Source organism: Neobacillus bataviensis LMG 21833, from assembly GCF_000307875.1.
Lineage (GTDB): Bacteria > Bacillota > Bacilli > Bacillales > Cytobacillaceae > Neobacillus > Neobacillus bataviensis.
The window spans coordinates 1-20,000 of record NZ_AJLS01000050.1 but is presented as its reverse complement, the minus strand read 5'-3'; the positions used below and the strand labels follow the sequence as shown (position 1 = coordinate 20,000).

18 protein-coding genes are annotated in these 20,000 nt (G+C 41.0%); 4 read left to right on the top strand and 14 right to left on the bottom strand.

Annotated features, from left to right (window positions below; genetic code table 11):
• Positions 1-2,055 (top strand): SH3 domain-containing protein (locus BABA_RS07455; protein WP_007084541.1); only part of this gene is annotated, 2,055 nt, incomplete at its 5' end.
• 62 nt (positions 2,056-2,117) lie between these two features.
• Here BABA_RS07455 and BABA_RS07450 read toward each other — a convergent pair.
• From BABA_RS07450 to BABA_RS07440, 3 genes are all read right to left on the bottom strand, one after another.
• Complete coding sequence (locus tag BABA_RS07450) at positions 2,118-4,139, bottom strand: molybdopterin-dependent oxidoreductase (protein ID WP_051186022.1); 2,022 nt, start codon at positions 4,137-4,139, stop codon at positions 2,118-2,120.
• A gap of 148 nt (positions 4,140-4,287) precedes the next feature.
• Positions 4,288-4,485: a DUF951 domain-containing protein gene (locus tag BABA_RS07445; protein WP_007084539.1), complete on the bottom strand. Its 198-nt coding sequence runs from the start codon at positions 4,483-4,485 to the stop codon at positions 4,288-4,290.
• A 16-nt stretch (positions 4,486-4,501) separates the two neighbouring features.
• Complete coding sequence (locus BABA_RS07440) at positions 4,502-5,374, bottom strand: mechanosensitive ion channel family protein (RefSeq protein ID WP_007084538.1); 873 nt, start codon at positions 5,372-5,374, stop codon at positions 4,502-4,504.
• Between the two features lie 160 nt (positions 5,375-5,534).
• Between BABA_RS07440 and yyaC the strand changes: the two genes are divergently transcribed.
• Positions 5,535-6,149, top strand: a complete 615-nt coding sequence (gene yyaC / locus BABA_RS07435) for a spore protease YyaC (RefSeq protein WP_040345623.1) — start codon at positions 5,535-5,537, stop codon at positions 6,147-6,149.
• A gap of 42 nt (positions 6,150-6,191) precedes the next feature.
• On the opposite strand, the gene BABA_RS07430 is transcribed toward yyaC, so the two are convergent.
• The 11 genes from BABA_RS07430 to rpmH form a co-directional block, all read right to left on the bottom strand.
• On the bottom strand, positions 6,192-6,896 hold the full coding sequence (locus BABA_RS07430; protein ID WP_007084536.1) for a DUF554 domain-containing protein: 705 nt from the start codon (positions 6,894-6,896) through the stop codon (positions 6,192-6,194).
• A 113-nt stretch (positions 6,897-7,009) separates the two neighbouring features.
• Positions 7,010-7,858: a ParB/RepB/Spo0J family partition protein gene (locus BABA_RS07425; protein ID WP_007084535.1), complete on the bottom strand. Its 849-nt coding sequence runs from the start codon at positions 7,856-7,858 to the stop codon at positions 7,010-7,012.
• Positions 7,851-8,612 carry a ParA family protein gene (locus BABA_RS07420; protein WP_007084534.1) on the bottom strand — a complete coding sequence of 254 codons (762 nt, stop codon included), beginning with the start codon at positions 8,610-8,612 and terminating at the stop codon, positions 7,851-7,853. The genes BABA_RS07425 and BABA_RS07420 overlap by 8 nt, the downstream gene beginning before the upstream one ends.
• A gap of 164 nt (positions 8,613-8,776) precedes the next feature.
• Positions 8,777-9,640 carry a nucleoid occlusion protein gene (gene noc / locus BABA_RS07415; RefSeq protein ID WP_007084533.1) on the bottom strand — a complete coding sequence of 288 codons (864 nt, stop codon included), beginning with the start codon at positions 9,638-9,640 and terminating at the stop codon, positions 8,777-8,779.
• 147 nt (positions 9,641-9,787) lie between these two features.
• Positions 9,788-10,504, bottom strand: coding sequence for a 16S rRNA (guanine(527)-N(7))-methyltransferase RsmG (gene rsmG / locus BABA_RS07410; protein WP_007084532.1), 717 nt, complete (start codon positions 10,502-10,504; stop codon positions 9,788-9,790).
• A gap of 181 nt (positions 10,505-10,685) precedes the next feature.
• Complete coding sequence (gene mnmG / locus BABA_RS07405) at positions 10,686-12,575, bottom strand: tRNA uridine-5-carboxymethylaminomethyl(34) synthesis enzyme MnmG (RefSeq protein ID WP_007084531.1); 1,890 nt, start codon at positions 12,573-12,575, stop codon at positions 10,686-10,688.
• 16 nt (positions 12,576-12,591) lie between these two features.
• Positions 12,592-13,974: a tRNA uridine-5-carboxymethylaminomethyl(34) synthesis GTPase MnmE gene (mnmE, locus tag BABA_RS07400; protein ID WP_007084530.1), complete on the bottom strand. Its 1,383-nt coding sequence runs from the start codon at positions 13,972-13,974 to the stop codon at positions 12,592-12,594.
• 263 nt (positions 13,975-14,237) lie between these two features.
• Complete coding sequence (jag, locus tag BABA_RS07395; RefSeq protein ID WP_007084529.1) at positions 14,238-14,861, bottom strand: RNA-binding cell elongation regulator Jag/EloR; 624 nt, start codon at positions 14,859-14,861, stop codon at positions 14,238-14,240.
• Positions 14,858-15,631: a YidC family membrane integrase SpoIIIJ gene (spoIIIJ, locus tag BABA_RS07390; RefSeq protein WP_007084528.1), complete on the bottom strand. Its 774-nt coding sequence runs from the start codon at positions 15,629-15,631 to the stop codon at positions 14,858-14,860. The genes jag and spoIIIJ overlap by 4 nt, the downstream gene beginning before the upstream one ends.
• 150 nt (positions 15,632-15,781) lie before the next feature.
• A complete protein-coding gene (rnpA, locus tag BABA_RS07385) occupies positions 15,782-16,126 on the bottom strand; it encodes a ribonuclease P protein component (RefSeq protein WP_007084527.1) in 345 nt (114 codons plus the stop codon).
• A 214-nt stretch (positions 16,127-16,340) separates the two neighbouring features.
• Positions 16,341-16,475 (bottom strand): 50S ribosomal protein L34, encoded by a 135-nt coding sequence (rpmH, locus tag BABA_RS26405; protein WP_007084526.1) that lies wholly within the window; start codon positions 16,473-16,475, stop codon positions 16,341-16,343.
• Between the two features lie 738 nt (positions 16,476-17,213).
• On the opposite strand from rpmH, the gene dnaA reads away from it, so the two are divergent.
• Together dnaA and dnaN are read left to right on the top strand one after the other, a co-directional pair.
• Entirely contained in the window at positions 17,214-18,560 is a 1,347-nt protein-coding gene (gene dnaA / locus BABA_RS07380) for a chromosomal replication initiator protein DnaA (RefSeq protein ID WP_007084525.1), read from the top strand.
• A 192-nt stretch (positions 18,561-18,752) separates the two neighbouring features.
• Complete coding sequence (gene dnaN, locus BABA_RS07375) at positions 18,753-19,889, top strand: DNA polymerase III subunit beta (protein ID WP_007084524.1); 1,137 nt, start codon at positions 18,753-18,755, stop codon at positions 19,887-19,889.
• The last annotated feature ends 111 nt before the right edge of the window (positions 19,890-20,000 follow it).

Sequence of the window (20,000 nt, the reverse complement as noted above, 5' to 3'; positions counted from 1 at the left end):
GGAAGTGCCTCGACGAGTGGTGCGGTGATCGCTTCACTTTCAAAAGGAACGTCTGTAACTGTTTATTCGGAAGCAAACGGCTGGGCCAAGGTTTCTGCCAATGGAAAAGAGGGCTATATCAGCTTAAGCTTTTTATCCTCCCAAAGCCCAAATAGCCCTGCAACTACTGCTCCGGCAGTCACAACCACAAAATATGTCAATGTCAGCAGCGGATCATTAAACATGCGAAATGGATCCTCAGCCAGCTCATCGATTATCGTAGGCCTGGCAAAAGGGACAAAGGTTCAGGTTTATTCGGAATCCGGCGGGTGGGCGAAAGTCGAGGTATATGGACAAACCGGTTATGTTAATTCCGAATTTTTATCAGCTGTACCTCCCGGGTCTTCTCCTAGTTCCGGTACAACTTCACCCGTACAGCAAATTACAACAAAATATGTGAATGTAAAAGCTGGGTCAAGCCTAAATGTAAGAAATAGTGCTTCAGCAAGTTCAGTCATTCTCACAAAGCTTCCAAGTGAAACGGAAGTAAAGGTGTATGCGGAGGCAAACGGCTGGGCAAAAATACAAGTAAACGGAATGGAAGGGTATGTAAGTTCGGAATTTATTTCCGCTTCCAAATCTGCACCTGCTCCATCAAACGAGGATCAGCAAACAACGAAAACCATGTTTGTCAACGTTAGTCTCGGCTCTACGTTAAGTATGTACAATAGTGATTCAACGAATGCATCCATCCTAGTTAAATTAGCCCGTGGGGCAGAAGTGACCGTTATCTCTGAGGAGAATGGCTGGGCAAAAATAGAAGCGTATGGACAAACCGGCTATGTCAGTTCTGAATTTCTCTCTGATTCGAAACCTGCTGTCGGTGCGGACAACCCGGCAGATCAAACTGCTCCACCACCGAATCCTGACGAGGCAGTTATAAAATATATCGATGTCGTGTATGGTTCCAGCTTAAATATGCGCAGCTCTGCCTCAACAAGTGGAGCGGTTATTACAAAATTGGCGAGAGGAACCGTTGTTACCTTTCACTCCGAAGAAAATGGCTGGGCAAAAGTAACAGCAAATGGACAAACTGGCTATGTCAGTTCCCAATACTTATCGGAAACAGCACCATTTAATCCGAATACAACAAGCAGTACCATTGAAAAAGTATATGAAAGCTACAATATTAGCTTAGACGACCTAATAAAAAAACAAATGGCCGTGAACCCGCAAACAGATAAAAAGTATAAAACCTTTATTAGTTTCGATGCAGTAACTCTTATTAGTCCCACTAGCGGACAAGTAAATGGAACGGGTTGGAATGTTAGAGGAGGTGCGGGCACAGATTATTGGGTTGTCGGCAAAGTGAATAACCTGGACACGTTACAAATTGTTTCGACTGTCACTGGCGCTGATGGAAGCTCTTGGTACGAAATTAATTATAATAAGGCATGGGTAAATGCCAGTCCAGTAGACGTAGCATACTATTTAGACCCCAACAATTTTCTAAGTAATACCGTCGATTCCTTGCAATTTCTTAAGCTATCGGCAGCAGCAGATATTGATGCTGCGGAAATAAATGAACGAATCCTCTCAGGAAAGGGCATTTTACAAGGATTGGCAGCAGCTTTTATCACAGCTGGAAATACATACGGAATCAATGAAATTTATTTAATCTCCCACGCATTGCTAGAGACAGGCAATGGGACATCGGAGCTCGCAAAAGGTGTCCAAATTAATGGAAAGACCGTATACAATATGTATGGGATTGGCGCCTATGATAACACTGCAATTAGTAGCGGCGCCCAATTTGCTTATAATGCTGGATGGTTTACACCAGAAGCAGCGATCATTGGCGGAGCTCAATTTATTGGCAATGGGTACATCAATGCCGGGCAAGATACACTCTTTAAAATGAAATGGAACCCAAGCTCCATAACGAAAAACGACTTTGTGTCCCATCAGTATGCAACAGATATCGCTTGGGCCGCGAAACAGGTAAAACAAATCAACAATATATATAGTTTACTAGGCACTTATAAACTAGTACTAGAAATCCCGCAATTTAAATAGGAAAAGCGGAAGCGAGGATTAAAATTTGGGCTGTCCATTGGACAGCCCTTTACATTCTTCCATTATTGATAGCTAACCTTTTCCAAATCCACAAGACAATCATACAATGTGCTCCCCAAGCCATTATCGGTTTCCCTGCTTGATGTCAGTTTATTAACGGGCCCGCTAAACTCGCGCCAAATACCTTCATCAATATTAAGCGTGTTTGGATGTGCCTTCGCTAAAATCTCAATAAATCCTTTCACTTCGCCGCGGTCATTCCATATCTTAACAAAATCGCCATTTTGTAGTCCGCGCTCTTCAGCAATATTTGCGGCAATCTCCACTTTCATCTTTGGCTCTCGAGCCCATAAATGATAGTTCTGTGAGTGGTTTGACCGTAACGGATGAATAGTCAGCAAACTGTAGGGATATTTTTCCGCGAGTTTAGGGTTTTTCCATTTTGATTCATCCGGAACCGCTAATGTTAATAGGCCTTGTTGGCCTTTTTGTTGGGCGGTAAATTCAAATTTCCCGCTTGGCGTTTGAAATTTACGGTCATGCCATGGAACTTTTTTAACCGGAAGTTCCATTGTATGCTCTTTCTTTAATTTCTCAAGGGTAATGCCATTCTCCTTTAAGGGATTAAGCGTCATTTCAAGAAACTCTTCCCTTGAAAAGGCAAAATCTTCACCAAAGCCGAGACGCTCTGCCAATTGTGTCCAAATCCATAAATCCGGACGTGCCTCACCAGGGGCGGCGACGAGTTTCGGACCATAGTTTACATAATGATGGTACATGGAAGAATAATAAAGGTCTTCTTCCTCAAAGGCCGTTGTCGTTGGCAATACATAATCAGCAAGCATGGCGGTATCAGTAAGATATTGATCAACCACAACAAGCGTCGGTACAGAGGAGAAGGCTTGTTCAACCACGTGGGTGTCCGGCACCTGTGTCAGCGGGTTGCCACAAGTCACGAACATCATCTTTATTTCTGGATTTGTAGCCTTTAGCACCTCTTCTGCCTGCTTCATGATGGAAAATTGCCTATGTTGTTTCCTGCGATGTGTGAGTGTTAACTCAGCGAATGCAAAGCTTTGTCCCACCTGTAGATTCGCATAATTGGCACCGCCGCCGGCAATGCCGATATTCCCACTGACCGCAACGAGGGCATCAATCAAACGAATCGTATTTCCTCCGTTTTGATATCGCTGCATTCCTAATCCCATAAAGGTAGCGGTTGGTTTATCAGCATACACATTAGCTAATGTGGTCATTACCCCACAGGAGACCTCCGTCATTTCGCTAATCTGCTCTAAGGAAACCCCATCGAGAAGCTGCACTAGATCAGCAAAACCATGTGTGAATTGCTCAATAAAATAGCGATCCTCTGCACCTAAGCGAAGCATTTCCTTGATGATTCCAGCTGCTAATAACCCGTCCATCCCCGGCCTAATCGTGATATATTCATCGGCAATCTTTGCCGTTGCATTATAAAGTGGGTCAATGACAATTATTTTTGCCCCTTGTTTCTTTGCTTCAAGCAGTTTTTCGTAAAAATGCATGTTTGTCCGGGCCACATTTCTTCCCCAAATAATGATGTTTTTACTATTAAAAATATCATTGGGCTCATGGCTCCAGGCATTCCCAAAATCCCATTTCTGTGCCTCGATTCCGGCACCCCAGCACAGCGAGCCGTAAAGCTCTGTTACCCCGCCATAACAATTAAAAAAGCGCTGATCTACGTTTTTTAAAATCCCGTTATTGGCATAATCATGACTGTGGAGCACAGCCGTTGTCCCGTAACTCTCTTTTATATCTATTAATTTTGCAGCTATTTCATCCAAGGCCTGCTCCCAGGAGATTTGCACAAATGTTCCATTAACCTTTTTTAAAGGGTGCAATAAGCGCTTTGAAGAGTTTGTCCTTGTTTCCAACATTCGTCCACGGCCGCAAATTTTCCCCTGGGTGATCGGATGTTCCGGATCGCCCTCTATTTTCACAACCCTGTCTTGATCAATCGTTACATTGAAACCGCAGCTATCCCAGCAATTTAACGGACAAGCCGCCTTTCGTACTTGTGACAAAATCTCCACCCCTATCATGCATTCCTCTATATCTTTCAAACTTTGAAAACTGTCTAGCTACAGCGCCTATGGGCTCGGGGTCATAAGCCAATCCGTCAAGAAGGCTCGTCTTATGCCTGTCGCCCATGAGCAAGGCGCTTCCGCTTTTCAAAAAAGAAGCATAAGATTATTCTTCATGCTTCACCAAAATCTTCTTCATTTTTCGTGAAAACTCTCTTCTTGGTATCAGGACACTATGTCCGCAGCCTTCACATTTAATCCGAATATCCATGCCCAAGCGAATAATTTTCCAGCGATTTGTTCCGCATGGATGCTGTTTCTTCATTTCGACTACATCATTTAGGGCAAATTCCTTTTCCTCCATCACTTTCCCCCCATTTCTACTTAGATTGACCTGATCCGTTTTGGTACATCATAAAGTTAAGATTAGGAGCTTTAATCCCATTTTCGTCTAAAACAAGTTTTATATCCTTGCGAATTCCCCGGGTTACTCCTGATTGTTTCATTGGTAATGTTTCCGCAACAACCCGTAAAACAATCTCGTTTGGCCCCATCGTTTGTATTCCTAACAATTCAGGTGCCTTCGTTAACTCCTCGTATTGGCTTGTCATTTTTTCTAAAGCATCGGCAATCACCTTTTCCGCCTTATCGATATCTTCACCATAGGAAATGGCAATATCAATAATCGCGAGACTATTATTAAGCGAAAAATTGGTGACCTGGGTAATGCTTCCATTTGGTAAAATATGAACTTCGCCAGTCCAGCTTTTGAGTTTTGTCGTTCTTAACCCTATTGTTTCGACATTTCCTTCAAATAATCCTATGCGAACGTGGTCGCCTACTGAAAATTGGTCTTCAAAAATGATGAAGAAACCAGAAATAACATCTTTTACTAAGCTTTGCGCTCCAAAGCCTACTGCTAATCCAACAACTCCGGCGCCGGCAATCAGTGCCTTTATGTCAATCCCTAATACGGACAGGATCATCATTGCGGAAATAAAATAAACCACATATGAAAGAATGTTATCGAGAAGCTTGGAAAGCGTCTCCTCGCGTCGAACAGAAGTATTAAGCGGGGAGAGGGTCCTAATTTTGAAAATATTATGAATTGCTAGTTTCCCAATACGAATTAAGATATTGGAAATGATTATGATGGCAATAATTTTTAGAAAGCCTTCCCCAATGCTCATCCATGTATCTTCATTTTGAAATTTAGTGATTAATTTTTGCATACCCTTTTCTGTAATACTCATCATCCACCGTCCTTCTTACTACCTTATAAACAAAATCTATTTTAACAATTTTTCAATGCAGATAATAGCTTTATGAATTTTGTTTTTCTTTCCACTTCATGTATAGATTTCCTGAATATTCCGTATACTAGTAAGACTTATTATTGTAGGGAGTGGGCTTATGAATATCAAATCGGTTTTTTCCGACAGGAGGGCCATGGCACGAATCAATCATGATGATTTTCAAGCTGCTGAAAATCTTGCTGAGGAATTGCTCCTGAATATTCCCAGTGTAACAAGCCGCCCGATTGTGTTTATTTGTATTGGGACAGACCGCTCCACAGGAGATTCATTAGGCCCGTTAGTCGGAACTCTTCTTGAGGAGAAGAACCTCCAATCCTTTTATGTCTATGGAACCTTAGACGAGCCCATTCATGCAGTCAATCTGGCTGAAAAACTAAAGGAGATCCAGATGAAACATGTTAATCCTTATATTATTGGGATTGATGCCTGTTTGGGGAGAATCAAAAATGTCGGTGTGATTCAAGTCGGAAGTGGACCAGTCAAACCGGGTGCAGGGGTGAACAAGGATCTGCCGGAGGTGGGTGACATACATATCACTGGCATCGTGAATGTCAGCGGATTTATGGAGTTTTTTGTGTTACAAAATACCCGTTTAAATCTTGTCATGAAAATGGCCAAAACGATTGCGGCTGGTATATACCACGCAAGCCTAACATACCCAAAGCAAGACTGGAACAAATTAAATTGGTTAGAAGAAGAAAAGACAAACTAAAAGGAGTAATGGATTTCTGCCATCACTCCTTTTTAATTCCAATTATTTCAAACTATATAGAATCGTTACAATGATTCCCGTTACGACAATACCTGGGAGCAGGTTGGCTACTTTAATTTTTACCATCCCGGTGAGATTCAAGCCAATGGCAAAAATCATAATTCCTCCGGTTGCGGTCATTTCAACAATAAATTGATCCATTAGTACCTGTGGAACAAAGCGGTCGATCTGGGTAGCAAACAAGGCAATTAATCCTTCATAAAGAACAACAGGGATAGCGGAAAAAATAACACCAATTCCTAAAGTAGTCGTTAAAATTAAGGCTGTAAAGCCATCGATCAATGACTTCGTATACAATACATCATGATCACCGCGAATCCCGCTGTCGAGGGCACCAATGATTCCCATTGCCCCAATCACAAAGATTAAGGTAGCCGTCACAAAACCCTCCGAGATGCTACCTTTGCCGTTAGAGCCGACCTTACGCTCCAACCAGCCGCCAAGGTCATTTAATTTATCCTCTAGTTTTAATAGTTCCCCAATAACTGCACCGACGACAAGACTAATAATAACAATTAGGAAGTTTTCACTCTTTAAGCCCATTTGCAGGCCTAACACCATAACGGATAATCCAATCGCAAACATAACCGTTACTTTCATGCTTTCCGGAATACGGTTTAATAGCTTGCCAAGCAGTGTACCAATAATAATCAAAAGTCCATTTACAAGTGTTCCTATTAAAAACATCGCATTTTCACCTATTTTTCGCCTCTCGAAATAGTAATAGTACTAAACTATCATGTTTTTATTCTATTGAAAAGACTGAATAGGTAAAAAAAATAACCATCATAGGAGATGGCTTATAAAGATTCTTCCTGATCCAGTAATTCTAAGATTCGTTCCAAATCATCCTGCGAGAAAAATTCAATCTCAATTTTCCCTTTATTTTTGTTTTGTTTAATATGAACCTTCGTTCCAAACCGCTCACGAAGGGAATGCTCCCGCTCCTGTAAAAACACATCTTTTTTCTTTTCCGGCTTTTTTGTTTCACGTGAAACATTTTCATTTATTTGCTGGATTAGTTTTTCTAATTGACGGACATTCAGCCCTTCCTGAATGACCTTTTCTACTAAAACAGGCAGCTTGGCTTTTTGTCTAAGGCCTAATAAGGCACGCCCATGGCCCATCGAGATTTTCCCAGCGGAAATCAACTCCTGAATCGTTGGAGGGAGGGAAAGCAGACGAATGTGGTTGGCTACATGCGGACGGCTTTTGCCTAAACGGTTCGCAACCTCTTCCTGTGTCAGCTTCAATTTTTCCATTAACGTTTGATAGGCAAATCCCTCTTCAATTGGATTTAAATCTTCCCTTTGAAGGTTTTCTAGTACAGCCAGTTCCATCATTTGCTGTTCAGAAAGCTCGCGGACGACTGCTGGAACGGTTTCAAGCTGTGCCTCCTTAGCTGCACGAAAGCGGCGTTCGCCGACAACAATTTCATACCCTTTAATGCTTTTGCGAACAACAATCGGCTGTAGGATTCCATGTTCGATGATTGAAGCTTTTAATTCATCGATCGCCTCTTGCTGGAAAGTTTTCCGCGGCTGATAGGGGTTGGGACGCAGTTCCTTCAGCTTGATTTCTTGAACTGTCTCCTCTTTACTGACATCACCAAAAAATGCATTCAGGCCTTTTCCTAACCCTTTAGCCATTCGAAACCACTTCCTTTGCTAAATCTAAATACACTTCAGCACCGCGGGATTTTGAATCATAGGTAATGATGGGTTCCCCATGGCTTGGAGCCTCACTTAGACGCACATTTCTTGGAATAATGGTTTTATAGACTTTATCTTGAAAGTATTTCTTTACTTCTTCAATGACTTGAATGCCAAGATTTGTTCGCGCATCAAGCATCGTTAATAACACGCCTTCAATTTTTAAATCCTGATTTAAATGCTTTTGCACGAGCCTTACCGTATTTAATAATTGACTCAAGCCTTCCAATGCATAATACTCACATTGAACAGGGATTATTACCGCATCAGAGGCTGTTAAGGCATTCAGGGTTAATAGGCCTAATGATGGCGGACAATCAATAATGATATAATCAAACTGATCTTTGACTTCCGCAAGAGCTCGTTTTAAGCGGACTTCCCTTGAAATGGTAGGCACCAATTCAATTTCTGCTCCCGCTAATTGAATCGTAGCAGGGAGTGCATACAAATTTTTAACAGATGTCGCTTTAATGACATCCTTGGCCTCGACATCATCTACTAATACATCATAAATACACTGTTCCACTTCTGCCTTTTCAATTCCGACCCCGCTTGTTGCATTTCCCTGCGGGTCGATGTCTACTAATAAGACCCGTTTCCCTATGTATGCTAAGCAGGCGCCTAGGTTGACAGAGGTCGTCGTTTTACCGACTCCACCTTTTTGATTTGCGATTGAAAGGATTTTCCCCACGTTGTCACCTACCCTTTATATCTATCATTCTATCAAATATTTACATAATATGACCAATTATCTCTTAATTGTGGAGGAATGTAAAATTCCATTCCTCTATTTTATCATGAAATAATAGGGATGTTGTTTTTTTTCAAAAAAAATACCAAACACCTAGTGTCTGGTTATTTTTTCTTTGGAATGCGGATGGTAAATTGATAGAATTCGTCAAACTCCTCTTCATCGGCATCCAAATTAATCCCGCTGTCTGTTACCATTGATAACGATTGACGAATGGTATTAACGGCAATTCTCATATCTTTGCTAAAAGCCTTTCGTTTCGGCTTTGGTTTTTCCTTCTTTTGTTCAAGCAGTCTTACCACACGTTCTTCAGTCTGCTTAACATTCCAATTCTTTTCAATGACTTCTGCCAAAAGTGCTACTTGTTTCTCCGGATTTTTTAGCGGAATAAGGGCACGAGCATGGCGCTCGGTAATCGTTTTATTTAATAAAGCCTCTTGAACAGGCTCTGGTAATTTAAGCAGACGAAGCTTGTTTGCAACAGTCGACTGCCCTTTACCAAGGCGCTGTGCTAAGGCCTCTTGTGTCAAATTGTGCAGTTCAAGCAGTTTGCCATAGGCAAATGCCTCTTCGATTGGAGACAATTCTTCGCGCTGCAAATTTTCAATAAGGGCAACAGATGCCGTTTCTGTATCAGATAAATTTTTTACAATGGCCGGCGCTTCTGCCCAGCCTAGCTTTTTCATCGCACGCCAGCGTCGCTCACCGGCAATAATTTCATACTTATCGGCAGCAAACTCTCGGACAACAATCGGCTGGATAATCCCATGTATATGAATCGTTCGTGATAATTCTTCAATTTTATCTTCATCAAATACCGTTCGCGGCTGGAAGCGATTCGGAATAATTTGGTTAATCGGAATCTTCTTTATTTCTTCGTTTCGTTCAATATCCAGCTCTTTTTCAAGCTCAACCTCTTGTTCTCCCTTATCGCCGAGGCCAAAAAAGCGTGTAAACGAACTCTTCATCCCCCAACACCACCTTTACGAAACTCCCTATTACTAATTCTCTATGCAAATAAATTCTTCCTGCCTAGGATACCATTTTTCTTGAAAAATTGTTATACAGATTTTCAATCATGAAGGGTGAAATGGAGCAAGCCTCAGGAATTTCCCTTATTCAATCGGCATTTTCCCTGGTGTTCCTGGCTTTCTTGGGTATTTCTTTGGCGTCTGTTTTTCTTTTTTTATGATTAAAATATTTCGTTCACTATCTTCCATTGGCAATGTAAAAGTGTGAACTTTCTCCACTTTGCCGCCGAGTGTGGTAATGGCCTTTTGACCCATTTCCAATTCATCCTTCGCATGCAAAGCCTTCATCGCAATAAAATGTCCCCCAACTTTTGCAAGCGGTAAACAAAATTCACTTAAAACAGACATTCTTGCCACTGCTCTTGCTGTTACAACATCAAAGCTTTCCCGGTATGCGGGATTGACGCCAAAGGTTTCGGCACGATCATGGACAAAATGGACATTTTCTAACTGTAAGACGTTGGCAAGATGATTCAAAAAGGATATTCGCTTGTTTAATGAATCAACGATTGTCACTTCGATATGTGGATAAACTATTTTTAACGGAATACTCGGGAAACCTGCTCCTGCCCCCACATCACAAAGATGAAAAGGCTTGGTAAAATCAAAATAAAAGGAAGCAGTGATGGAGTCGTAAAAATGCTTTAAATAAACCTCCGCTTTTTCGGTGATCGCTGTTAAATTCATTTTTTCATTCCACTCGACCAACGTTGAAAAATAGGTTTCAAACTGGTCGAGCTGCTTATCACTTAGGGAAATCCCCTTTTCCTGAAGACTGGATTGAAATTGTTCGATATTCATGACAAAATCCTCACTTATGAATGCAGGAGCGCTTTTTTTAAAGCCCCTTGCTTTTCTTATTGTCTAGCTGCAGCGCCTAGGGGCTCGGGGTCATAAGCCAATCAGTCAAGAAGGCTAAAGAGCAGCCTTCTCGCCCGCTTGTCTTATGCCTGTCGCCCCTAACCAAGGCGCTTCCGCTTTTCTATTCATTTGAAATTCTCGCAACCCGTCCATGTTCCAGGTAGACAAGCAGAATGGAAATATCAGCTGGATTTACCCCTGATATTCTTGATGCTTGTGCAAGCGATAATGGTTTGATTTTCTTTAATTTTTGTTTTGCTTCGGTTGCTATTCCTGAAATCGCATCATAATCGATATTATCAGGGATTTTCTTATCTTCCATCTTTTTCAAACGCTCTACTTGCTGCAGTGATTTTTCAATATAGCCCTCGTATTTAATTTGGATTTCCACTTGTTCTTTCACATCATCATCCAAATCAAGCTCACTTTTGGTCAGACTTTCAAGCAATTCGTACGTCATTTCCGGTCTTTTTAGCAAATCAGAAGCACGGATTCCATCCTTCAATTCACTGCCGCCAATGCTGCGAATTAATTCCTGTACCTCAGCAGACGGCTTTAGAATAATGGACTGTAATCTTTGCCTTTCCGCTTCTATGGCTTCTTTTTTTACTAAAAAGGCTTCATAGCGGTCATCACGAATCAAGCCAATTTCATGACCCATTTCTGTTAACCGTAAATCTGCATTATCATGACGCAATAGAAGACGATACTCCGCCCTTGAGGTTAACAAACGATAGGGCTCGTTTGTCCCTTTTGTAATTAAATCATCAATTAACACGCCAATATAAGCATCAGAGCGTCCAAGCACTAATTGTTCGCGGTCAAGTGCGTTTAATCCGGCATTAATCCCAGCCATTAACCCTTGGCCCGCAGCTTCTTCATACCCCGATGTTCCATTAATTTGGCCAGCAGTATATAAATTTTTAACTATCTTTGTTTCTAAAGTTGGCCATAATTGTGTCGGTACAATTGCATCATATTCGATGGCATAACCGGCTCGCATCATTTGGGCATTTTCCAGTCCTGGAACTGTTTTAATAATTTGCTGCTGGACATCTTCAGGCAAGCTGGTGGAAAGTCCCTGTACATAGACTTCCTTCGTATTTCTTCCTTCCGGTTCAAGGAAAATTTGATGGCGCGGCTTGTCATTGAAACGGACAACTTTATCCTCAATCGATGGACAATACCTTGGGCCTGTTCCTTTAATCATGCCGGAAAACATTGGCGAGCGATGCAAATTGGCATCAATTAACGAATGTGTTCGGTCATTTGTATAGGTCAGCCAGCATGGCAGCTGATCGGTAATATATTTCGTTGTTTCATACGAAAATGCTCTAGGTTCTTCGTCACCGGGTTGAATTTCTGTTTTGCTGTAATCGATGGTGTTGCCATTTACTCTTGGCGGTGTACCAGTTTTAAAGCGCACTAATTCGAACCCAAGCTCTTCTAAATGCTCAGATAGCTTAATCGATGGCTGCTGATTATTCGGTCCGCTGGAATATTTCAATTCACCGAGGATAATTTCTCCGCGTAAGTATGTTCCTGTTGTTACGACTACTGTTTTGGCGCGGTAAATAGCTCCCGTTTTGGCAATTACTCCTTGTATTGCTCCATCTTCGACAATCAATTGCTCAACCATCCCTTGGAGCAAGGTTAAGTTTGGTTCTTCTTCTAATGTTCGTTTCATTTCATGCTGGTAGGCAAATTTATCAGCCTGGGCTCTTAACGCACGAACGGCAGGACCTTTACCTGTATTTAACATCCTCATTTGAATGTATGTTTTATCAATATTTTTTGCCATTTCTCCGCCAAGGGCATCGATTTCACGAACGACAATCCCCTTTGCCGGGCCGCCGACGGATGGGTTACAAGGCATAAAAGCGACCATATCTAAGTTTATCGTGATCATTAGCGTTTTGGCGCCAAGCCTCGCCGCCGCAAGACCAGCTTCACAGCCGGCATGCCCTGCTCCCACGACAATGACATCATAACTACCTGCTTCGTATTGCATGTGTGTCCTCCTTTTCTTATTTCCCTAAACAGAACTGTGAAAATAACTGGTCTATGAGGCTCTCATGGACACTGTCGCCAATGATTTCGCCAAGTAATTCCCATGTTCTAGTTAAATCAATCTGCACGATGTCAATTGGGGTACCCATTTCTGCCCCTTCAATCGCATCCTCAATCGTCTGAAGACTTATATTTAATAACGCAATATGACGGCTGTTTGACACATATGTCAAGTCACCAGTATCAATCGAACCCGCAAAAAATAACGAGGCAATCGCTTCTTCAAGCTCATCGATACCACGATCCTCCAATAATGAGGTAGTAACCAGGCTATGTTCTTTCGCGAGTTCATTAACCCGCTCCATATCAATTTGCTGCGGCAGATCCGTTTTATTAACAATGACGATGACATCCATCCCTTTTACCACTTCAAATAGATGCTCATCCTCAATCGTCAGCCTGTCGGAGTAATTCAACACAAGCAAAATTAAATCAGCCTCGTTTAACACTTGGCGAGAACGTTCCACCCCAATCCGTTCGACGATATCCTCCGTTTCCCTAATCCCTGCTGTGTCTAACAATCTGAGCGGCACCCCGCGGACATTCACATATTCCTCAATGACATCACGAGTTGTCCCAGGGATATCGGTAACAATGGCCTTATTTTCATGGACAAGGCTATTTAATAACGAGGACTTTCCGACATTTGGCCGTCCAACAATGGCGGTCGATAGCCCCTCTCGTAAAATTTTCCCCTGCTCAGATGTTTGCAGCAGCTTTTTTATTTCCTCACGCACAAAGTGTGCCTTTTCTAAAAGCATCTTATGGGTCATTTCTTCAACATCATCATATTCAGGATAATCAATATTTACTTCGACATGGGCAAGTACCTCAAGGATTTCCTGCCGCAGTCTACGGACAAGCTTTGACAAGCGCCCTTCCATTTGGCCAAGCGCCAGGTTCATTGCCCGGTCAGTTTTCGCCCTGATTAAATCCATGACCGCTTCAGCCTGTGATAAATCTATCCGTCCATTTAAAAAGGCCCGCTTCGTAAATTCACCGGGTTCCGCCAGCCTTGCCCCGTTTTTTAACACATGCTGAAGCACGCGATTCACCGAAACAATTCCGCCGTGGCAATTGATCTCCACTACATCCTCTTTGGTAAACGTCTTTGGCCCCTTCATGACCGAGACCATTACTTCCTCTACCACTTCACCTTTCGCATCAAGGAGGTGTCCATAGTGAATCGTATGGCTTGCTACTTCCATAAGCCGTTTTCCACCAATCCCCTTAAAAAGCTTGTCAGCAATTTGAATGGCATCATCGCCGCTCAAACGAACGATTGCAATTGCTCCCTCTCCCATCGGAGTTGAAATTGCCGCAATTGTATCAAATTCCATTTCCTTCACCTCACAACTAAAAACTCCATCTATATTAAAAATAATATTTTCTCCAAAACAATAGAATATCACATGAATTTCTAATAAAAAAGCATCTCAACTCTATCCACAGTGCAAAATGTCTATTTTTTTATTTTAACTTATCCACATGTGAATAACAATAAAGTGAAAAATCTTACTAAAAAAGTTATCAACAACTACATCTCATAAATAAAAAAGGGTAAAAAAAACACCCTATCATCGGATAGGATGTCAGATCTCTATTATCTTTTCACTGGTGTAATCACAATAAAGCGATGTGGTTCGGCACCATCTGAAAAGGTTTTAACACGTTTGTTTTCGGATAAAGCGGTATGAATGACTTTACGCTCATAGGAAGGCATCGGTTCCAATGCCACATCTTTTCCGGACTTGACAGCCTTCCCGGCTAATCGATGGGCTAATTGAATAAGTGTTTCACTTCGTCTGTTTCGATAATCTTCTGCATCCAAAATCACATTTAAATATTGGGTAGCAAAGCGATTAATCACCAGCTGGGTCAAATATTGGAGCGAATTCAGTGTTTGACCACGTTTACCAATTAATAAGGCAATTTTTTCTCCCGTCATGACAAAGTAAACCTGTTTGCCATCTCGTCTAATTTCTATTTCTGCTGGCGCACCCATTTGTTCACTTACTTGAAGGAGAAATTTCTTTGCTTCTTCAATCGGGTCGATGACCACCGTTACCTTTACAACAGCAGGTCGTGAACCAAAGATACCAAAAATTCCCCTTTTACCTTCATCAATAATATCAACATCTGTGCGGTCTTTGGTGGTTTTTAATTGAGCTAAAGCTGATTCTACTGCTTCTTCGACAGTTTGTCCTGTAGCAGTTACCTGTTTCACTTTTTTGCTCCTCCCACATTACCGGTGGCGTTCGCCCGTAAATCCGGCCCTTTAATAAAATAGGTTTGCACAATCATAAAAATATTTCCGACAACCCAGTATAATGAGAGGGCTGCTGGGAAACTAAAGGCAAAGAACATAATCATGATCGGCATCATCCAGATCATCATCGCCATTTGCGGATTTTGCTGCTGGCCAGCCATCATCATCTTTTGCTGAATAAACGTTGTGACACCGGCAATAATCGGTAAAATAAAATAAGGATCCTTTTCACCGAGATCAAACCATAAGAAACTATCCTGAGCAATTTCCCTTGTTCTTGAAATGGCATGATAAAAACCAATTAAAATCGGCATTTGCACGATTAACGGAAAGCAGCCCGCCATTGGATTGACACCGTGTTTTGAAAACAGCGCCATCGTTTCCTGCTGCAGTTTTTGCTGTGTCTTTTGATCTTTTGAACTGTATTTTTCACGAAGTGCCTTCATCTCAGGCTGCAATGCCTGCATTGCCTTCGAGCTTCTTGTTTGCTTGATCATCAGAGGTAAAATTGCTAATCGGATTAAAATGGTTACAACAATAAGTGATAATCCATAGCTTCCTCCAAGCAAATGGGCGCCTTCTTTAATCACCCATGATAAAGGATAGACAATGTATTCATTCCAAAAACCTGTACTTTCAGAAGTAATCGGCTTCTTAATTTCACTGCATCCTGTTAAAAACAAGAACACAGAAAGCAGGCCGAACGAAAGTAATATTCGTTTCTTCAATCACATATTCCCCCTTGCCAAATATAGAATAAAAAGTGCGCATCTAACTTTTATGTAATTATTTCCTGTTAATCATTTCAAAAGTAGTTTATCACTTTTTCCATTCAATTGTCTTTACTTCTTCGCTATATTTTGACTAATTCCGCAAAATTAGCTTCTCTTTAACACTTTTCCAACCTTAAGTACATGGGTTAAACTTTTTTTTACCTCAAAAAAGTCCATTTCCGCTGTTGGCTTCCTTGCGATTATTACATAATCATTCTCCTGTGAAACCTGATCATGCAATTCATGGATGGATTGTCGTACATAGCGCTTTATTCTATTTCTGGTAACAGCATTTCCAATCTTTTTGCTTACAGACAAGCCAATTCGGAAAAAGTCCTGTCCTTCTTTTTTCAAGGCATAGACAACAAATTGACGATTGGCAAATGATTGACCCTTCTGAAATGCTATCTGGAAGTCTTTATTTTTCTTAATTCGGAATTCTTTTTTCATAAAAAAACTCCTTTGATATTTGAACTTTGAGAAATGTCTAGCTTCAGTGCCCTAGCGGCTAGTGTCCTTCGCGCCTCCGCCCTACGATAAGTCAACATCGGATCGCTACGCTCTCCGTGTTTCCTTTATCTCAGTTAGAGCACTCCAGGCCATACGCCGCTGACCAGGCACTTCCGCTTTTATTTGAAAAAAAGACCACTGACGCTTCAGTGGTCTATGCTGATAATACTTTTCTTCCCTTTAGACGACGACGAGCTAGAACCTTACGTCCGTTTGCTGAGCTCATACGACTGCGGAAACCGTGAACTTTACTATGTTTACGTTTATTTGGTTGGTATGTTCTTTTCATTATATGACACCTCCCTGAGGAATTGCTGCTTAAATTTAATCAGACAGTCTTAACTATTATAAAGACGTGGGTATTATATTGTCAACTCCTCTTCTCATATTGTTTCCTTTTCCAATTTTTTTCGAACATGATTTAGGCTATTTCCAGAAATTCTATACCTAGGAGGCAATTTTCGATCTTGCCTTCTTTTTTCTAAAAGTATGACCGAATTAGCACCTGTGGATAATATTTCGACACTTTTTCCACTATCCACACAAGATATTGACAGGTTTTGCACAAGTTATTGACTTGTGGACAATTACTATACACATAATACTGCTGTTGTGGATAAACTATTAAAAGGCATTGCGTGTTAAGCAATTATTTGATATTATATTTGTGTTTTCACTCTTAATAACTACATCCTCGATAATACGTTATCCACAAATTGTGGATAACATGTGGATAGTTTATTCAGGGACACTGTAGAAACTTGTCCACAAGAGGTGGATATTGTCGAAACTCCACTTTATTTCCTTATTATATGTTTTCCACAACCACTGTTTCGTATAATTATAAATTAATAGGTTGTACCGGTAGTATAATTCCCTTTTTTTTCATGGAACTTAAGTCGAATAGGTGATCCGGTTGCAAAGAGAATACTTCATTAGACAATATTTTTTGGGGTTAGACAGTAAATAATGCACGTGCCAGTTTAGATAAATAATTTAGTAAGAAAACAAAAAGGAGGGATATTAGTTGGAAAATATTGCGGATCTTTGGAATGCAGCGCTAGCCAATATTGAGAAAAAGATAAGCAAGCCTAGCTTTGATACATGGCTTAAGTCCACAAAGGCCCATTCCCTTCAAGGCGATCTACTTGTGATCACGGCACCGAATGAATTTGCACGTGATTGGCTGGAAGAGCGTTATTCTCAGTTAATCTCCGGGATTCTATATGAAATTACCGGGGAAGAGCTATCTGTAAAATTTATTATTCCGCAAAATCAAAATGAAGCTGAAAATGAACTGCAGCTTCCGCCGAAAAAGGTAATGAAGGACGATGATCATAATGATTTCCCTACAGGAATCTTAAATAAAAAACATACTTTTGATACCTTTGTAATTGGTTCCGGCAACCGTTTTGCCCACGCTGCATCGCTTGCCGTTGCAGAAGCACCAGCAAAAGCTTATAATCCTCTATTTATTTATGGGGGCGTAGGATTAGGAAAAACACACTTAATGCATGCGATCGGCCACTATGTTTTAGAGCATAACCCTGCTGCAAAAGTTGTTTATTTATCGTCCGAAAAATTTACAAATGAATTTATTAATTCAATCCGTGACAATAAAGCGGAGAGCTTCCGCAATAAATACCGAAATGTCGATATCTTACTTATTGATGATATTCAGTTTTTGGCTGGAAAAGAATCAACGCAGGAGGAATTTTTCCATACGTTTAATGCACTCCATGAAGAAAGCAAACAAATTATTATCTCCAGTGACCGCCCGCCAAGGGAAATCCCCACATTAGAGGATCGGCTGCGCTCACGTTTTGAATGGGGATTAATTACGGATATTACACCGCCGGATTTAGAAACAAGGATTGCCATTCTGCGCAAGAAGGCAAAGGCAGAAGGGTTAGATATACCAAATGAAGCCATGCTCTATATTGCCAATCAAATTGATTCAAACATTCGTGAACTTGAAGGTGCATTGATCCGCGTGGTCGCCTACTCTTCGTTAATTAATAAAGATATTAATGCTGATCTTGCGGCTGAAGCATTAAAGGATATCATTCCAAGCTCAAAGCCAAAGGTCATTACTATACTTGAAATTCAAAAGACCGTTGGGGAACTTTTTAGTATCAAGCTTGAGGATTTCAAGGCCAAAAAACGAACAAAATCGGTAGCTTTTCCGCGGCAAATCGCGATGTATTTATCGCGTGAATTAACCGACTACTCTTTGCCCAAAATAGGAGAAGAGTTCGGCGGGCGTGATCATACAACCGTTATTCACGCACATGAAAAAATATCTAAGCTGCTGCAAACTGATTCAACACTGCAAAAGCAGATGAAGGAACTTCATGAAATTCTAAAGGTATAAGGTTGTTAAAATTGTGAATAACTTCTACCATTCTGTACACAGTCTGTCCACATGTGGATAGGCTGTGTTTCTATTGAAAATCGAGGTTATCCACATACTAACAGCCCCTACTAGTACTTCTACTATTTTTTTAAAAAATAATATTATATGTAACAGCTAAAAAAATATGCATTACAGGGAGGAAATAAATCGATGAAATTTATCATTCAACGCGATCGTCTTGTTCAAAGTGTGAACGATGTGATGAAGGCTGTCACATCAAGAACAACGATACCAATCTTAACGGGGATCAAAATTGTGGCTAGTGCAGAAGGAGTTACCTTAACAGGAAGTGACTCTGATATTTCCATTGAGTCTTTTATCCCAAAAGAGGAAGCAGGAGATGAGCTTGTTGAAATCAAGCAGCCAGGAGCAATCGTCCTGCAAGCAAAGTTTTTCAGCGAGATTGTCAAAAAGCTCCCTACTGATTCAGTTGAAATGGAAGTTCTCGGTTCTCTCCAAACAGTCATTCGCTCTGGAAAGTCGGAGTTTAATTTAAATGGCCTTGATGCAGAGGAGTACCCTCACCTGCCGCAAGTGGAGGAAAATAATAAATTTCATATTGCGACAGACCTATTAAAAGCGATGATTCGTCAAACGCATTTTGCAGTGTCCACCTCAGAAACACGCCCCATCTTGACAGGTGTAAACTGGAAGGTTGAAAATGGCGAATTAACCTGTATTGCAACAGATAGCCATCGTCTTGCGCTAAGGAAGGCAAAGATCGAAACGGAAAACAATGAAAGTTATAATGTTGTCATTCCAGGGAAAAGCTTGAATGAATTAAATAAAATTATTGATGATTCAAATGAATTAATTGATATTGTCATTACGGAAAATCAAATTTTGTTTAAAGCGAAGCACTTATTATTTTTCTCAAGATTATTAGAGGGGAACTATCCTGATACATCTAAATTAATTCCAAATGAAAGTAAAACGGATGTAACCGTCAATACGAAGGAATTCCTCCAAGCTATTGATCGTGCTTCCCTGCTGGCGCGTGAAGGGCGGAATAATGTCGTTAAATTTTCAACTATTGAAGGCGGAGTCATTGAAATTTCCTCGAATACACCTGAGGTTGGGAAGGTAGTAGAAGAAATTCAAAGCAGTTCGATTGATGGAGAAGATTTAAAGATATCCTTTAGTGCAAAATACATGATGGATGCCCTTAAAGCGTTGGAAGGGACAGACATTAAGGTGAGTTTTACTGGGGCGATGCGTCCGTTCTTAATCCGTCCCCTGCATGACGAAACCATCTTACAGCTTATTTTACCGGTTAGAACATACTAAATTTTTAAATCACTATAATTTGCCGCCATCAATGGCGGCTTTCTTTAAGAGATAAGAAAGTATAAATTTTGACTTTGAGAATTGTCCAGCTCCAGCGCCCTAGCGGCTAGT